We start from the raw sequence: 17,043 nt of genomic DNA on the forward strand, positions 1-17,043 counted from the left end.
AGGGGTCAGAGGACAGCATGATCGCCAAGACGTTTCAGGAAGTGCTTTCCGAAGTTGAAGGAAAGAAGATTCTGGTCGCCAACCGGGGCATTTCCGCCCGGCGGGTTCTGCGTTCCATCCGTGAACGGCTTCGCGCCATCCCCGTACTCACCGTCACCGATGTGGACATGACGTCCCCGGCGACGGCCGGAGCCCACGAGCTCATCACCCTGGGGCCTGATCCCAGAGCCTATCTGGATATTGACGGCATCATTAAAAAAGCCAAAGCCCGCGGCGTCGTGGCCATCCATCCGGGCTGGGGCTTTGCCTCGGAAGACTGCGAATTTCCCCGCAAGTGCGCCGAAGCCGGCATCCTTTTTATCGGCTCCTCGGCCGAGGCCATGAAGAGCCTTGGCAACAAGGTCGAAGCGCGCCAGCTGGCCATGAACCTGGGCATCCCGGTGGTGCCCGGCTCCGAAGGCTCGGTGACCATTCCCGAAGCCCGGGAAATCGCCAAGAAGATTGGCTTCCCCATCATGCTCAAGGCCGAAGGCGGCGGCGGCGGCCGGGGCATCTACGAAATTTATTCCGAGGCCCAGCTCGAGTCGGCCTTTTCCAAGGCTTCGGCCATGGCCCAGGCCTCGTTTGGCAACCCGCATTTGTTCGTCGAAAAGCTTTTGACCAGCGTGCGCCACATCGAAATCCAGGTGGCCGGCGACCGCTTCGGCAATGTCTTCGCCTTTGACGAGCGTGACTGCTCGGTGCAGCGCAACCACCAAAAGCTGGTGGAAATCACCCCGTCCCCCTGGCGCGGCATGACCGAAGAGTTGCGTCAGCGCCTCAAGGACTACGGCGAGCGGCTCGTGCGCGAGACCGGGTATTATTCCCTGGCCACCGTGGAATTTCTGGTCGACGCCGACGGCGAGCCGTACATGATCGAGGTCAATACCCGGCTGCAGGTGGAGCACGGCATCACCGAATGCCGCTACGGCGTGGACCTGGTCGAAGAGCAGATCAACATCGCCTTTGGCGGCAAGCTGCGCTTTAACTGCGCCGATACCCGGCCGCTGCTCCAGGCCATGCAGCTGCGCATCAACTGCGAGGACCCCAAACAGAATTTTGCCCCCAACGCCGGCACCGTTACCCGCTACCTGTCCCCGGGCGGCCAGGGCATCCGGCTCGATTCCTGTCTGACGGCCGGCTACGAGTTCCCCACCCAGTACGATTCCGCTGGTGCGCTGCTCATTTCCTACGGCCGCAACTGGCCCAAGGTTGTCTCGGTCATGGAACGGGCCCTTCGCGAGTACATCATCGGCGGTCTCAAAACGACCATCCCCTTCCATCGCCAGATTCTGCGCCATCAGGAATTTATCAAGGGCGATTTTGACACTAAGTTTATCAACCAGAATCCGTATCTGCTCAATTACCTCGACGAGGAGCCCGAAGCCCTGCGCCTGTCCTGGCTGGTGGCCGAGATTGCGGCCCGGGGCTACAATCCCCATGTCCAGCTGGGCCGGTACCGGGGCCGTGAAGACTATCGGCTGGGCCGGTTCTCCCCGCATTTGCCCGAAGTGGACCTGCGTTCCCCGGAAAATCCCTACCCGCGCGGCGACCGGCAGGCCGTGCTCGACATGGTGCGCGACTCCGGCAAAGTCCACTTTGTCGACACCACCACCCGCGACATCACCCAGTCCAACAGCGGCAACCGCTTCCGGCTGGCCGAGGACGAACTGGTCGGGCCGTATCTCGACAATTGCTGCTTTTTCTCCCTGGAGAACGGCGGCGGCGCCCACTTCCACGTGGCCATGATGGCCAACATGACCTACCCCTTCACCGAGGCGGCCAAGTGGAACGAGTTTGCGCCCAAGACCATGAAGCAGCTCTTGATCCGCTCGACCAACGTGCTTGGCTACAAGCCCCAGCCGCGAAACCTGATGCGGCTGACGGGCGAGATGATCTGCGAACACTACGACATCATCCGCTGCTTTGATTTCTTAAATCACATCGACAATATGTATCCGTTTGCCGAGGTCGCGCTGTCGCGTCCCGGCATCATCTTCGAGCCGGCCATCTCCCTGTCCTACGCCCGGGGCTTTGACGTGCCCCATTACTTGGGCGTGCTCGAGGCCATTCTCGACCAGATCGCCAAGGCTGGCGGCATGACCAAGGCCAAGGCCGCCCGAAGCATCATCCTGTGCCTCAAAGACATGGCCGGCATGTGTCCGCCGCGGTTTGTCAAGGCGCTCGTCACCGCCATCCGCAAGGCCTATCCGGACTTGGTCATCGACTACCATCGCCACTACACCGACGGCCTGTTCGTTCCGGCCGTGGGCGCGGCGGCCGAGGCTGGATGCCACATCGTGGACACGGCCATCGGCGCTTCGGTGCGCTGGTACGGCCAGGGCGAGGTGCTCTCCACCGCGGCCTACATCGAGGAAGACCTCGGCGTGCCCGTGGTCCTGACCAAGGAAAACAAGGACATGATCCGGGCCGCCAACTTCGTGCTCAAGCAGATCATGCCGTACTACGACCGCTATGCCGCCCCGTACTTCCAGGGCATTGATTACGATGTCGTGGAGCACGCCATGCCCGGCGGGGCCACCAGTTCGTCCCAGGAAGGGGCCATGAAGCAGGGCTATATCCACTTGCTGCCCTATATGCTCAAATTCCTGGCCGGAACCCGCAAGATCGTGCGCTACCACGATGTCACGCCCGGCTCGCAAATCACCTGGAATACCGCGTTCCTGGCGGTCACCAGCGCCTACAAGGCCGGCGGCGAACGGGCCGTCAAGGACTTGCTTGAGGTGCTGGAGGTCGTGGCTGAGCACGCCGAAGAATGCCTGACCCCGGCGGCCAAGGAAGACCGGCTTCTGCTGTACGCCAACTGCAACGACGCCTTCCGCAACCTGCTTTTGGGCAAGTTCGGCAAGATGCCGCTCGGGTTCCCGCCGAACTGGGTCTACGAGAGCGCTTTCGGGGCCGACTGGAAGCGGGCGATTGAGACGCGCACCGAGGATTCGCCGCTGGACGCCCTGGGCGAGATCGATATGGACGCCGAGATGACGGCGCTCACCAAGCAGCTTGGCCGTGAACCCTCCAACGAGGAGTTCGTGCTCTATCTCAATCATCCGGGCGATGCGCTCAAGACCATGGAATTTCGCAAGAAATTCGGCGACGCCAACAACCTGCCCCTGGATGTCTGGTTCGAGGGTCTGGAGCCGGGCGAAGAATTGACCTTCCTTGACAGCCAGGACAAGCCCCATCACCTCTCGCTGCTTGACATCTCGCGGCCTGAAGCCAGCGGCTTGGCAACGGTACGCTATGTCCTGGATTCGGAAATCCTGAGCCATCAGGTCCAGGTCGCAGCGGCCCAGGGCGGTCCGGCCAGCAAGGTCGAAATGGCCGATCCCAATAATCCCTATCACGTGGGCGCCCCGGTTTCCGGCGACCTGTGGGTCATGCACGTCTCGCCCAACGACTACGTCAAAACCGGCGAGGAGCTGTTTAACATCTCCGTTATGAAGCAGGAAAAAACCGTGGCTGCGCCCATGGACGGCATTATCAAACGGGTGATCAAGAACGCTGATTACGCCAATGACCGCAAGATGGTTCCGGTCAAGGAAGGGGAGCTTCTGGTCGAACTGGGTCCCGTCACCAAGGACTGCCCAACCTGCCGTCAACCTGTAGGCGAAGATCATTACAAATTCTGTCCCAACTGCGGCCAGCAGGTGTAAATTTCACCACGAACGTGTTAACGGTGGCCGGCCAAGACGATCCGGACCACCGAGCCTGGAGAGACAAGGAGGGGACAATGGCCAAGACCAAAGCCAATGATACGCCGCGTCAGGACGATATGCCGTCCGCTTCGGGACAGGATGCGGTTTTTGATACTGCCACGACACTCATTCTGACGGGAGCCGACATTGTCGGCATCGGCGAAGAAGCCGAAATCCTCGTCGGCGGGAAGAACTATAATACGGCGCTTATCAGCCAGATCCAGGGCATCCGTGCTCCCCAGTTCCGGGCGGTTTCGTCGGTGGCCTTCCACCGCGTTCTCGACGAGACCAAGGTCAATGCGGCGCTCATACGGGAAGTCGTCAACGATGGTTATCGCCGGGTCAACTGGTCCGACGAGGACGTCAACAGCGACCCGGAATACATGAAAAACCTTGTGCGCGATCTGGCCGAGGAAGCCCGGGCCAAGGCCGCAGACGCTCCAGGATCGTCGATAAAACTGCGCACCCTGATTAATAATGTGGTCGAGGGGTTCGCCACCTCTCCCGAAGGCATCGACCAGCTGCGCAAGCGTTCCGTCCTGGTTCAGGTGGCCATTTTGTCCGTGGACATGCCGGCCGGCGTCCGCGAGGCCGTGTCCAACGCCTACAACGACATCTGCCGCGAGGCCGGTCTCGAAGACGTGCCCGTGGCCGTGCGTTCCTCGGCCGCCGGCGAGGATAGCCGCAAGAAGGCCTTTGCCGGCTTGCAAGACACCTATCTCAATATCGTCGGCGCGGCCCAGTGCGTGCGCGCCTACCAGTGGGACTGCGCCTCGGCCTATAACCTGCGCTCCATGACCTATCGCCGCGAAGCCATTCTCGACGCCGTGGCCCTGGCCGAGCGCACCGGCGACGACGCCATTGCCGAACAGGCCAAGCTCGAATGGGCCATTGAAAACACCTCGCTGTCCGTGTGCATCATGCGTATGATCAACCCGGTGATTTCCGGCACGGCCTTTGCCGCCGACACCGCCACCGGCTGCCGGGGCACCTCGCGCCACGACCTCGTCTCCATCGACGCCAGCTATGGCCTGGGCGAAGCCGTGGTCGGCGGCATGGTCACTCCGGACAAGCTCTACGTGTTTCAGCGCGACGACGGCTCCGAAGTCGTTATCCGCAATATGGGCTACAAGGATAAAAAGATCGTCTACGACGACAAGGAAGGCGGCACCAAGCTGGTCAAGGTCTCCGAAGAGGAGGCCTACCGCTGGGCGTTGTCTCTGGCCCAGGCCGAGGAAGTGGCCCGGGGCGTGCGCGCCATCTCGGTTGCCTACGGCAACTGCATTATGGACACGGAATTTTGCATTGACGAGTCCGATCGCCTGTGGTTTGTCCAGGCCCGGCCGGAAACCCGCTGGAACGACGAGCTGGAGCTGCACCCCCACACCATTTTCATGCGCCGCATGGAAGTGGAGAAACGGGCTGTGGCCACGGCCGAGGTCATCCTCGAAGGCAACGGCGCGTCACGCGGGGCCGGGCAGGGCATGGTGCGCTTTTTGCGTTCGGCCCTGGAGCTCAATAAGATCCAGAAGGGCGACGTCCTGGCTGCCGAGCGCACCGACCCCGACATGGTGCCCGGAATGCGCGTGGCCTCGGCCATTTTGGCCGATGCCGGCGGCGACACCAGCCATGCCGCCATTACCTCCCGGGAACTGGGCATACCGGCCATCATCGGTATCCAGCGGGCCGAAACCCTGCGTGCCCTCGACGGCCAGTACGTCACCGTCGACGGTTCGCGCGGCTGCGTCTACCGGGGCCTGCTTCCCCTGGAGGAAGTCGGCGGCGAGATGGATCTGTCCAAGCTGCCGACCACCAAGACCAAGGTCGGCCTGATCCTGGCCGACGTGGGCCAGGCGCTTTTTCTGTCCCGTCTGCGCAATGTCCCGGATTTCGAAGTGGGGCTGCTTCGGGCCGAGTTCATGCTCGGCAACATCGGCGTCCACCCCCAGGCCCTGGAAGCCTACGACAACGGCACATTGCCGAACCTCATTGACACCAAGGTCAAGGAATTCGACGCCAAGCTGACCAAAATCGTGCGGGATCAGCTTGGAGCCGGGTATATCAACGTCCAGCTCAAGCTGCGCAGCTACGTCGGGCTTGTCACCGGCCTGTCCGCCGAACTGGATACCCTGGCCGATCATTCCGGCGCGCGCGGCACCGACGAAGTCATGGCCGTGCATCGCCGCATTCGCGAATTTGAGAAGAAACTCGACCACCATCTCGAAGAGGTCACCCGCCGCCTGGATCTGCTCAAAACCTCAGCCGATCTGGAAACCCACGTGGCCATTATTCTCGGCTATTGGGACGAGTTGCAGACCAAGGCCGTCGATCCTGACGCCGTCAAACGCCGCTACGAGATCAAGGCCCGCATCGCAGACCGCGTGGCCGCCGTGGCCGATGAACCCATGGTCAAGGACACCCTGGCCAAGATTGCGGCCATGCGCCAGGAAGTGGCCCGCCAGATCGGCATCAAGGGACAAATCGACGATTTGACCGCCTTGCTTGGTAAAATTCGCAAGCAGCTGACCTCACGCGGGTTCCGCAGCGGCAAGGAACTCTACGTCCAGACCCTGTCCCAGGGCCTGGGCCTTTTTGCCATGGCCTTCCACGGCAAGCCGATTTTGTACCGCACCACGGATTTCAAATCCAACGAGTACCGAAACCTGCTTGGCGGCAACCTGTTTGAAGCCCTGGAAGACAATCCCATGCTCGGCTACCGGGGCGTGTCGCGCAACATCCACGACTGGGAAATCGAGTCGTTCAAGCTGGCGCGCGGCATTTTCGGCGGCAAGAACCTGCACATCATGCTGCCCTTCGTGCGCACGGTGGAGGAAGCCACCTCCATGAAGCGGTATCTTGAGCGGGTGCACAAGCTCCAGTCCGGCGATGACGGGCTCAAGATGTTCATCATGTCGGAGATTCCGAGCAACGCCATCCTGGCCAAGCAGTTCATTCAGGAGTTCGACGGGTTCTCCATCGGCTCCAACGACATGACGCAGATGGTGCTCGGCACCGACCGCGACAACCCGGCCCTGCGCCACATCTATGACGAAGAAGATCCGGCCGTGGTCTGGGCGCTTTTGGTCACCATCTTTGCCGGCCAGAAGTACGGCAAGAAGGTCGGCTTCTGCGGCCAGGGCGTGTCCAACAGCATCATTTTGCGGGGGCTGGTCGCCATTGCCGGCATCGTGTGCGCCTCGGTCGTGCCCGACACCTACTACCGCACCAAGTTCGACATGGCTCATGTCGAGGCCGAGGGCATTCCGGTCAGCGGTCTTGGCCAGTGGCTTGGCGAGCAGCATCTGGCCCGGCTCAAGGTCGTGCTCCAGGAAAACAAGTACGAGCACATTGCCAAGAAGTACGACACCGCCGCCGACATCAAGGATTGGTACGATGGCGAATTGATGCGTCTCGGCGAACAGCTGCGCGAAAATCTGGAAACCGCCAAGGCCAATTTCTATCGCCAGGAGATGGAGACGTTTCGTCGTCTGTTCCACAAGCCGGCCCTCTATGCCACCTGGGACTGGCCTGCCACGGTGTTTGACGCCTTGCGCCAGGCCGGTTTCGACAACTATGAGGAACAAGCCGTGGCCCTGGCCGGCCAGCGCGCCAAGATTTGGTAGGTTCCCCTGGCGCGGGGAACCGGGGAGCGGGCTAGCGTGCTCCTTGCGGTCTTCCAACCAAGGCTGCCCTGACGTTGCCTGTCAATGCAAAGCGGCCTCCGGCATCTGCCCGGAGGCCGCTTTTCTTTGCTTGTCTGGCGGAAGCCGGGACTCCGGTCCGGCGGGGAGCAGCCAGTTTTTAGAGGCAGCGAGGGCTGCGGACGGGCCCGATTACAGCTTGCTTAAAATGTTGTCGTCGATCCAGTGCTGGTCCCACCATTCGATGGGCGAGGTTTCCTGGCCATCGAGCAGGACGCCAAAGTGCAGGTGGTCGCCGCCGGCCAGGCCGGAGACGCCGGTCTTGCCGAGGATTTCCCCTTTCTTGATATCCTGGCCGACCTTGGCGTCGATCTGGCGCAAGTGGGCGTAGAGGGTCTGGAGTCCCAGGCCGTGGTCAATGATCACGGTTTCCCCGTAGATACCGAGAAATCCGGTAAAGACGACCTTGCCGGAATTGGCGGCCGGCACCGGCGCTCCTTCAAGGGAGGCCAGATCCACGCCCATGTGGGTCTGCTGGTCGATTTCCTTGTTCTGATAATAATAGGTCCGATGATCGCCGAAACCGGCCCGGGGCGCGGCATTGGGCAGGCGCAGGAAGGCCTTTTTATCCCAGAGCATGGTCGGGGCGCTTTTCTGGGCCAGTTCTTTGAGAAACACGCCGTTCTGCCGGCGGATATCGTTGTTGACCTTGAGATAGATCTGCAGGTTGTCACGGGTGTCGGTTATGATGTCGTAGTATTGCGGCATCTTCGACTCGAGGAAATTGTCAGAGATGTTGAGCTTGTCCTGGCGAAACTTTCTTGGAATGGCCTGATAGCGAAAAGAGGCCACGCCGATGTTGCCGGCCTTGTCCGTGACCTTGACCTTGGGCACGAAGTCTTTGGGGTCCATGTTGTAGGGGAAGACGTAGAGGCCGAAGTATTTGCCGTTGTCGAGTTTGTAGGCCGGATAGAAATCGTTGCCGACCACGACGCCGGCGCTTTCCGGAGCTTCGTTGACCGAGAAGGAGACGGCCCCGACCCCGCCCTGGCGGACATTGTGGGCCAGACTGGTCACGTCGACGCGGGGCGGGATGGTGTCCAGGGTGTATTGCCGGGTCACGGCGGCGATGTTGCCTGCGCTGAAATTGGCAATGGAACGGTCCGTGGCGGTGATGGTCAGGGTAAAGGGACCGTCGCGCAGCCCGGCCGGCTCGAGGGTGAATTTTTCCACGGCTTCGCGCACAGGATTGGCGTAGGTGGTATCAAGCAGGGTGATCTGCTTGTCGGACTGGGTGACCACGACTTTGGCGCTTTTCAGTCCCGAGCCGGCATCGCGCAGGGTCAGGGTGAATTCGCGCTTGGGCGCGGCCACATCGCTTTCCGGAGCCAGGGTGATCTCCGGTTTGACTCTGTCGGTGAGCAGCAGATAGCCGGCTGCGCCGCCGGCCAGGGCCAGAATCAGGAAAACGCCGAAAACAAGTCTCTTCATCTTTAGCCTCCCCATGATTGGGCAGGTCACTCCATACCGACCCGGTCTTGGCAGCGCAAGCCCGGCGCGGGGTGTTACGGAGGGACTTGCCCTTGATGCGCCGGACGGGCTAGGATTCGTTCATTGAAATGATCACAAGATCAGGAGCATACCAATGGGGCGAATATGGTCGAACTGGATCAGTGGAGGCGTTCTGGCTCTGTTTCTGGTCCTTGTTTCCGGACAGGGAACCGTCGCCGCAACGCCGGAAGAGGATGGCCTTTGGCGTTCCATTGCCGAGGGGCTCAGCCAGAGCATCGCCATCAAGCGCCAGGAACTCACCCGGATACGACAGCATCTGCCAGAACGGAAGGCCCAGTTGGCAGGCGATTTGTCTCGGATCAGCAGCCGTCTGGACCAGTTGCTCCTGCTGCGGGGCGTGGCCGGGGAGACTCCCTGGGCCTCCAGAACACTGCTCCTCCAATTTGCCGAATTGTCCCATGCCGTCAGTGCCGCCCGCAGTCCGCTGGAGGACGTGCAGGACACCTTGGCCCGCACCAAGCAGGAGTATACCACCCTGCGCCAGATCCGCGCCCAGAATGCCAGCCGGGAGTATGCCGAGCTTGTGAATGAGGAGTTGGCCGGTCCGGGGCATGACTTCAAGGAACTCAAACACGATGTGGACACGGTCAAGACCGAGGTGGACGACGCCCTGGGCCAGGCTACGGCCTTGTCGAGTGATATCCAGGCCGCCCACACCGATGAGGTCGCCCGCTTTATCGAGGTTTTTGGCCAGACCTATTTTGCCTCGTCGGGTTCGCTGCTGCGTCCGGCCAATTTGAGCGCGATGCTTGATGATCTCCAGGAGTGGGCCGATGCCGGTCCACGTTTCTGGGGGCCGATACTGGCGGTCATGCCCTGGGGTGCGTTTCTTGGCCTGACGCTCCTCGATAGCGCCGTGGCGTTGGGGCTTCTCCGATTGCTCCTGCGCCGTCGGCCGGAAACGTGGCAGGCCCTGCGGCTGGGATTCATCTGGCTGGCTCTTGGTCTCGGACTGTTTGCGGCCCGCTGTACGCTGCTGTTTATCGCCAGCCAGTTTGTTGCGCTGACCTGGGCTGCGGTCATGGCCTATGGCCTGTTTTTACTCGCCAGGGGCGGCCGCGTTTTACCGGTGCTGTTCGCTTGCTTTCTGGCTGGCGTCGCTCTGGACATGTTCAATCTGCCGGGCTCAGTGGTGTGTGCGCTGTGGACAGTGATTGCCGGGCTTGGCGCCTGGCGGCTGGGCCGGTGTGGATCGTGCCGCTGTCTGACGTTGTGGCTGCTTGCCGGCGCGGCCGTGGCCAGCCTGTGCGGTTTCGGGCCACAGGCGCTCTTTGTGGTCCAGGCCTTTTTCATGCTGCATCTGGCTGTCTACATCTCCGGCACGGTGCAACGAGGTTTGAGCGCCCTGGCCGGCGGCCGGGAACGTTCCCTGGCCCAGCTGGCCCAACCCCTGGCCGCCACCGTGCTGGCGGCTCTCTTCATCGCCTGGGTACTGGTGTTCATGGGGGGGCCGGGGCTTGTGGAACATGTCTTTGGCCTGGACGTTGTCCTCGGCAAGGCCGTCATCTCTTTGGAGGCCGTCTCCTGGCTGATCATCAGTTTCTTTCTGCTGCGGCTCGTTCAGGCTTGGTTCCAAGAAGTGCTGATCCTGGTCAATTTTCGGGGCAAACCCATGGATCCAGGACTGGCCCATACCGTGGGTGCGGCCTTTTCCTATGTGACCTGGACGGGGTACATGCTTTTCGCCCTGCGTCTGTTCGAAGTGCCGCTTGGGGCCTTGACCTGGATTGCCAGCGGCCTGTCGGTCGGCATCGGCTTTGGCCTCAAGGACATCGTCAACAACTTCATAAGCGGGCTGATCATCATGTTCGGCGGGACGGTCAAGAAGGGCGACATCATCCAGCAGGGCAAAAACCTCGGCGAAGTGGTCGATTTGTCGGTGCGAAACACCATTGTGCGCACACTCGACAACACGACGGTCATCATTCCCAATTCAAGCTTCCTGCGCGGCGAAATTGTCAACCTGTCTTATCATGGCACCACCATGCGCCTGACCATTCCGGTAACGGTGGCTCCTGGCACAAAGATCAAAAAAATTAAAAAACTCCTGCTAGCCATTGCCAAGGAACACAAAGACGTGCTCAAGCAGCCAGGTCCGGAAGTGTTGCTGCGTTCCTTTGGCCGTTATGGACTGGAGTTCGATTTGCAAGTGTGGATTGACAACTTCATCAAAAAATTCAATGTCCAGTCAGAGCTTGCAATCATTATTGATCAATCTTTTCAAGAGAATAAGATCCTCGTACCGTTCCAGGGCGTCAAGGTGAAATACAAGCCCATGGGAACCGAGGAAATGCAGCTGGAAGCCAGTCGGGAGGCTTTGCGACAAAAGCGCGGACAGGTTTTTGGCCGGGTGCGTCTGCTTCGCCGGGTACATGCCAGACGCCGCTGGCCGACGCCGACGGCAGTGGCCGGAGGGGAGGAGTGATGCGGCGATTGGTCGGAACGCTGCTTTTGTGCGGGATGCTTTTTTTCGGACTGCTGGCCCAACCGGGGGGGGGGGCGACGGCGTTGCCGTTGCCCGATCCCTCTCTGGCCGGCAGGAAGCTGGCCGTGGGCGTGTTCATTGCCCCGCCGTTTCTGGAAAAGGACGCCAATGGCCGCTATTTCGGCCTGGCCTATGATCTATGGGCTGATGTGGCCCGGGATATCGGCGTCACCTATACGCTTCAGGAATTTGATCTGGAAGGGCTGCTTGAGGCTGTACGCCTGGGTACGATCGATGTGGGTATTTCAGCCCTGTCGCTGACGCCCGAGCGTGAAACGGTGATGGATTTTTCCCAGCCGTTTTACTATTCGGGCCTGGGCATAGCCGTGCCGGTAAAGTCGGAGAGCGTGGCCCTGCGCATTATCGAGGCGATCTTTTCCGAGCAGTTGTTGCTCTATGTCGGGTCGCTGGCGGCGCTTTTACTGGTTGTCGGCGTCTTGATCTGGGTGGTTGAGCGCCGTCGCAACCCCGCCCATTTCCGACCGGGCGGCAAGGGCATTGGCGACGGTATGTGGTGGTCGGCAGTCACCATGACTTCTGTCGGCTATGGAGACGCCACACCCAAGACCCTGGTTGGCCGAGTGATGGGCATGGTCTGGATGTTCGCCTCCGTGGTATTGCTCGCCTCCTTTACTGCCGGCATCACCTCCTCTTTGACCTTGAACAACCTGCTTGGTCGGGTGCAGGGGCCAGCTGACCTACACAAGGTCCGCACCGGTGTTGTGGCGGACAGTTCCGGCGAAGAGGAACTCATCGCCGGCCACATCGGCATCCGGCGCTATCCATCGGTGGAAGAGGGCCTGGCGGCCCTTGTGGCTGGCAATCTCGACGCCTTCGTCCACGACCAGCCCATTCTCCACTATTACCAGCATAAGGATTACACCGGCGACGTTCACATTCTGCCCGGTTTTTTCGACCCGCAACTCTATGGCTTCGCCTTCCCGCGTGGGTCTGAGCTCCGCAAATCCGTCAATGTCGCTCTTCTAAGGCGGCTGGAAAACACCGGCTACCGTGCCCGGCTGTTCGGGCCGTATCTTGGCAAACAGGCCGTTCAATAGTCTTTTCTCGGGCAGAGGGCGCTTGTGGCCAGTGTTGGGCGTGTCGACGTTACATCTTGGCGTGAAGGTCGTTAACATCTTGACTTTTAGTGATAATGGGTGGATAGAAACGGTATTTGCCGAGTGCCTTCATGACGGATGCGCTGCTTGGCGTCTCGCGTCAGGAGTGTGTTTCAAACGAGAGGAGACCGCATCCATGCCTTTTTTCAATTTTCGTCCAGCCGCCCGGTCCGTAGCCTCCCTTGCCGTTCCCCTGGCTCTGGCCTTGCTGACGACCGTGGCCGGATGCGATCGCCCCAAACCCCAGGCCCAAAAGCCCACTCCGGTTGAAGTGACCGTCATTGAGGCCAAACCCGTCACGGCGCCGCTCAATGTTGACGGCATCGGCCACGTCTTTGCCGTACGCACGGTGAGCGTGCGGTCACAGGTCACGGGCGTCCTGCAAAAGACGCTCTTTGCCGAAGGCGACGTGGTCAAGGAAGGTCAGCTGCTCCTCATTATCAATCCCGATTCCTACAAGGCCAAGCTCGACGAGGCCAAGAGCACCCTGGCTCGCGACAAGGCCACGGCCGCCCAGGCCAAGCGCGAGTGGCTGCGCTATAAAGATCTCGTGGCCAAGGCCGTCATCAGCCAGGAAGACTATGAGCAAAAGCGCACGGCTTGGCAGCAGGACGAAGAGCAGGTGAAAGTTGACGAGGCGGCCGTGGTCAATGCCAAGGTCAATCTCGACTACTGCTATATTTACGCCCCCTGCACCGGCGTTGTCGGGTTACAGCAGTACAAGACCGGCAACCTGATCGAGGCCAACAAAGACATCATCGTCAGCCTCAATCAGATCGAACCAATCAACGTCCAGTTCTCGGTGGCGGAAAAGTATCTGCCCGACATCCGCAGCCACGCCGCCAAGGCCACACTGGCCGTGGAGGCCCACTATCCCGGCCAACAGGAAGTGGCTGCCAAGGGCACGCTCAACGTGATCAACAACACCGTGGACACCAGCACCGGCACCATCACGTTGCAGGGCGTGTTCCCCAATACCGACCGCGCCCTGTGGCCGGGCCAGTTTGTGGACGCCACCGTGGTTCTGGCCGACACCGTGGACACGCTGCTTGTGCCCTCAAGCGCCGTGGCCAACACCCAAAGCGGCGTTTCGCTTTTTATTGCCAAGCCGGACAACACGGTGGAAATCCGTCCGGTGACGGCAGGCCGCAAAATCGGGGCCGAAACGGTCATCGAGAAAGGCCTGGCTCCTGGCGAGCGGGTGATCACCTCGGGACAGATCAAGCTTTTCCCGGGCGTGCCGCTGACCATTGTCCAGTCGGCCGCCTACAAGGAAGGCCCGGTGTCTCCGGCTGCCGTGGCCGACAGGGATAAAAACAAGGCCAAGCCTTCCGGGGAAGGTCAGGGGAACTAGCCATGACCGACCTTTTCATCAAGCGGCCGGTAGCCACAACGCTGCTGATGGCCGCGCTTATCTTCTTTGGCATTGTCTCCTATTTCTCGCTGCCCATCAGCGAAATGCCGAGCATCGACTTCCCCACCATCCAGGTGACGGCCTCGCTGCCCGGCGCTGACCCCGAAACCATGGCCTCGGCCGTGGCCACGCCGCTGGAGCGGCAGTTCACGTCCATTTCCGGCCTGCAGTCCATGAGTTCGTCCAACTCCCTGGGCACAACCACCATTACCCTCCAGTTCGACCTGTCGCGCAACATCGACGGCGCCGGCACGGACGTCCTGACCTACATCAACGCCGCCCAGGGCAGCCTCCCCACCAATATGCCGAGTCCCCCGACCTTCCAGAAGGTCAACCCGGCGGACATGCCCATCATCTATATCCGCGTCTCCAGCGACACCATGCCGCTGTACAAGGTCACCAACTACGCCAAGGTCTACATCGCCCAGCGTATTTCCATGATCAACGGTGTGGCCCAGGTGGCGGTCTACGGCGACCAGACCTATTCGCCCCGGGTCCAGGTCAACCCAGACAAGCTCGCGGCGCTGTCGATCGGCATTGATGAAGTCGCCAATGCCTTCAACAGTGAAACCGTGCTCCAGCCCACCGGTTCGCTCTACGGCGTGGACAAGCTCTTCACCATCAAGGCCCAGGGCCAGTTGACCAGCGCCACGGCCTACAACCGCCAGATCATCGCCTACAGAAACGGCAGCCCGGTGCGCCTCCAGGACGTGGGAGCAGCCATCGACTCTACGGTCAACAACCGAAACGCCGCCTTTTTCGACCAGCAGCAAGGCATCGTCATCGCCGTCAAACGCGCGGCCGGCACCAACACCATCCAGCTCGTGGACTCCATCCGGGCCATGATCCCCAATATCGAGGCCACGCTGCCGCCGTCGGTCAATCTTGAATTCCTCTACGACCGGTCCATCTCCATCAAGGAAGCCATCGACGACGTCCAGTTCACCCTGATGCTTTCCATTGGGTTGGTCGTGCTCGTGGTCTATCTGTTCCTCAACAACCTGCCCGCCACCATCATTGCCAGTCTGGCCCTGCCGACCGCCCTTATCGGCACACTTTCGCTCATGGTGTTTTTCCACTTTTCCATCGACAACCTTTCAGCCATGGCCATCATCCTGGCGGTCGGGTTCGTGGTGGATGACGCCATCGTCATGATCGAAAACATTGTACGCCACACCGAGATGGGTAAAAAAATGATGCAGGCCTCTCTGGACGGGGCGCGCCAGATCGGCTTCACCATCATTTCCATGACCCTGTCCCTGGTTGCGGTCTTTATCCCCATCATGTTCATGGCCGGCATCCTGGGCCGCGTCCTAAACGAGATGGCCATTACCATTACGCTTTGCATTCTTGTTTCGGGTTTCGTCACCCTGTCGCTGACCCCTATGCTTTGCAGCCGTTTTCTCTCGGGAAAGATTTCCGAGTCCGGCAAAATTTTCAAATGGTTCGAGCGGGGCTACGAAAAATCCCTGCACTTTGCCCTGCGGTTTCGTTTCTTCGTCATGCTTTTGTCCGTGGGCGTCCTGGCCCTGACCTTCTGGCTGTTTACGGTCGTGCCCACGGGCTTTATTCCGGCCACGGACTCCGGCATCTTCTACGCCTTCGGCATGGCCGAACAATCCGCCTCCTATGATACCATGAAGGACCGGGTCCTCAAGGTCGGACGCATTTTCATGTCCGATCCGGACGTGTTCAAGTTCATTGGCGTTGTCGGCGTCGGCGGACCCAACACGTCCATGAATAACGCCGCCATGTTCCCGCTGCTTGGTCCCATGAAGACTCGCAAACGCAGCGCCCAGCAGATCATCGACGATCTGCGCCCCAAAATGGCCCAGCTGCCGGACCTCTTTGTCTTCATGTACAACCCGCCCTCGATCCAGATCGGCGGCAAGCAGACCAAGGCACTGTATCAGTACACGCTGCTCTCGCCCGATCCGGGCGAACTGTATCCCATAGCTCGCAAGATGGCTGCGGATATGCGCAAGATTAAGGAAATCACCGACGTCAACACCGATATGCAGATCGACGGTCCCCAGGTCCAGATCGAGATCGACCGCGACAAGGCGCAAGCCCTGGGCGTTACGGCTTCGGCTATCGAGACGGCTTTGATGACGGCCTACGCTGCCCGGCAGTTGACCAACCTCTACGGCGCAACCGACACCTACAAGGTCATCGTCGAGGTGCAGCCCGAGTTCCAGCGCCGGCCGGATCTGCTCAACAAGCTCTACGTGCGGTCCTCCCAGGTCGACACGAACGGCAACACCGTGCTTGTGCCTTTAAACGGCCTCGTCAAGATGACCGAGGGCGTGGGACCGCTGGTGGTCAACCATACCGGCCAGCTCACGTCGGTCACCATTTCCTACAATACGGCCGGCAACTACTCCATCGGCGAGGCCGTGGCCGCCATCGAGACGCTGTCCAAGAAAGAGCTGCCGAGCAACATCAGCTACATCTTCGAAGGCCAGGCCACGGCCTTTAAGCAGTCCCTGGCCAGTGTGCCGTTCCTGCTCTTTTTGGCCATCATGATCATCTACCTGATCTTGGGTATCCTCTATGAAAGTTTCATCCATCCCATCACCATTCTTTCGGGTCTGCCCTCGGCCGCGCTTGGCGGCCTGATAACCTTGCTGGTTTTTGGCCGACAGCTCGACTTGTATGGATTCATCGGCATCATCATGCTGATCGGTATCGTCAAAAAGAACTCCATCATGGTCATCGACTTTGCCATTGAGGCGGAGAGAGAGGGGAAGTCGCCTTTTGAGGCCGTGTTCGAAGGCTGCATCGTGCGTTTCCGCCCCATCATGATGACCACGGTTGCGGCCATTGCCGGCATCTTCCCCATTGCCCTCGGCATGGGCGCCGGCGGCGACGCCAGACAGCCGCTTGGCCTCGTCGTGGCCGGCGGACTGATCATCTCCCAGGTGGTCACGCTTTATCTGACGCCGTGTTTCTATACCTACATGGATCAGTTGCAGACCTGGCTGGTCGGGCACAAGGCCGACAAGGAAGAAGGGTAGGGGCCGGCCAGCCCGGGCTACTGCCGTCTGGTTGGGAAAAC

General features: G+C 60.5%; 7 protein-coding genes. 6 read left to right on the top strand and 1 reads right to left on the bottom strand.

The features are described from left to right. Window positions 1–17 precede the first annotated feature (17 nt). Both NY78_RS16295 and NY78_RS16300 read left to right on the top strand, forming a co-directional pair. Window positions 18–3,713 (top strand): pyruvate carboxylase, encoded by a 3,696-nt coding sequence (locus NY78_RS16295; protein WP_043638141.1) that lies wholly within the window; start codon window positions 18–20, stop codon window positions 3,711–3,713. A 77-nt stretch (window positions 3,714–3,790) separates the two neighbouring features. Continuing rightward, complete coding sequence (locus NY78_RS16300; protein ID WP_043638144.1) at window positions 3,791–7,378, top strand: PEP/pyruvate-binding domain-containing protein; 3,588 nt, start codon at window positions 3,791–3,793, stop codon at window positions 7,376–7,378. Between the two features lie 210 nt (window positions 7,379–7,588). On the opposite strand, the gene NY78_RS16305 is transcribed toward NY78_RS16300, so the two are convergent. Further along, entirely contained in the window at window positions 7,589–8,887 is a 1,299-nt protein-coding gene (locus NY78_RS16305) for a peptidoglycan DD-metalloendopeptidase family protein (protein ID WP_043638147.1), read from the bottom strand. Window positions 8,888–9,041: 154 nt separating this feature from the next. Here NY78_RS16305 and NY78_RS16310 point away from each other — a divergent pair, with 154 nt between their 5' ends. The 4 genes from NY78_RS16310 (at window position 9,042) to NY78_RS16325 (ending at window position 17,002) form a co-directional block, all read left to right on the top strand. Further along, entirely contained in the window at window positions 9,042–11,393 is a 2,352-nt protein-coding gene (locus NY78_RS16310) for a mechanosensitive ion channel domain-containing protein (protein WP_043638149.1), read from the top strand. Beyond that, complete coding sequence (locus tag NY78_RS16315; RefSeq protein ID WP_043638152.1) at window positions 11,393–12,511, top strand: transporter substrate-binding domain-containing protein; 1,119 nt, start codon at window positions 11,393–11,395, stop codon at window positions 12,509–12,511. The genes NY78_RS16310 and NY78_RS16315 overlap by 1 nt, the downstream gene beginning before the upstream one ends. Before the next feature lie 196 nt (window positions 12,512–12,707). Then, the gene (locus NY78_RS16320) at window positions 12,708–13,925 is read left to right on the top strand and encodes an efflux RND transporter periplasmic adaptor subunit (protein ID WP_043638154.1); all 1,218 of its coding nucleotides are present in this window, start codon (window positions 12,708–12,710) and stop codon (window positions 13,923–13,925) included. Window positions 13,926–13,927: 2 nt separating this feature from the next. Then, complete coding sequence (locus NY78_RS16325) at window positions 13,928–17,002, top strand: efflux RND transporter permease subunit (protein WP_043638156.1); 3,075 nt, start codon at window positions 13,928–13,930, stop codon at window positions 17,000–17,002. Window positions 17,003–17,043: the final 41 nt, after the last annotated feature.

This window comes from Desulfovibrio sp. TomC (genome assembly GCF_000801335.2).
In the GTDB taxonomy this organism is placed as follows: Bacteria; Desulfobacterota; Desulfovibrionia; order Desulfovibrionales; family Desulfovibrionaceae; genus Solidesulfovibrio.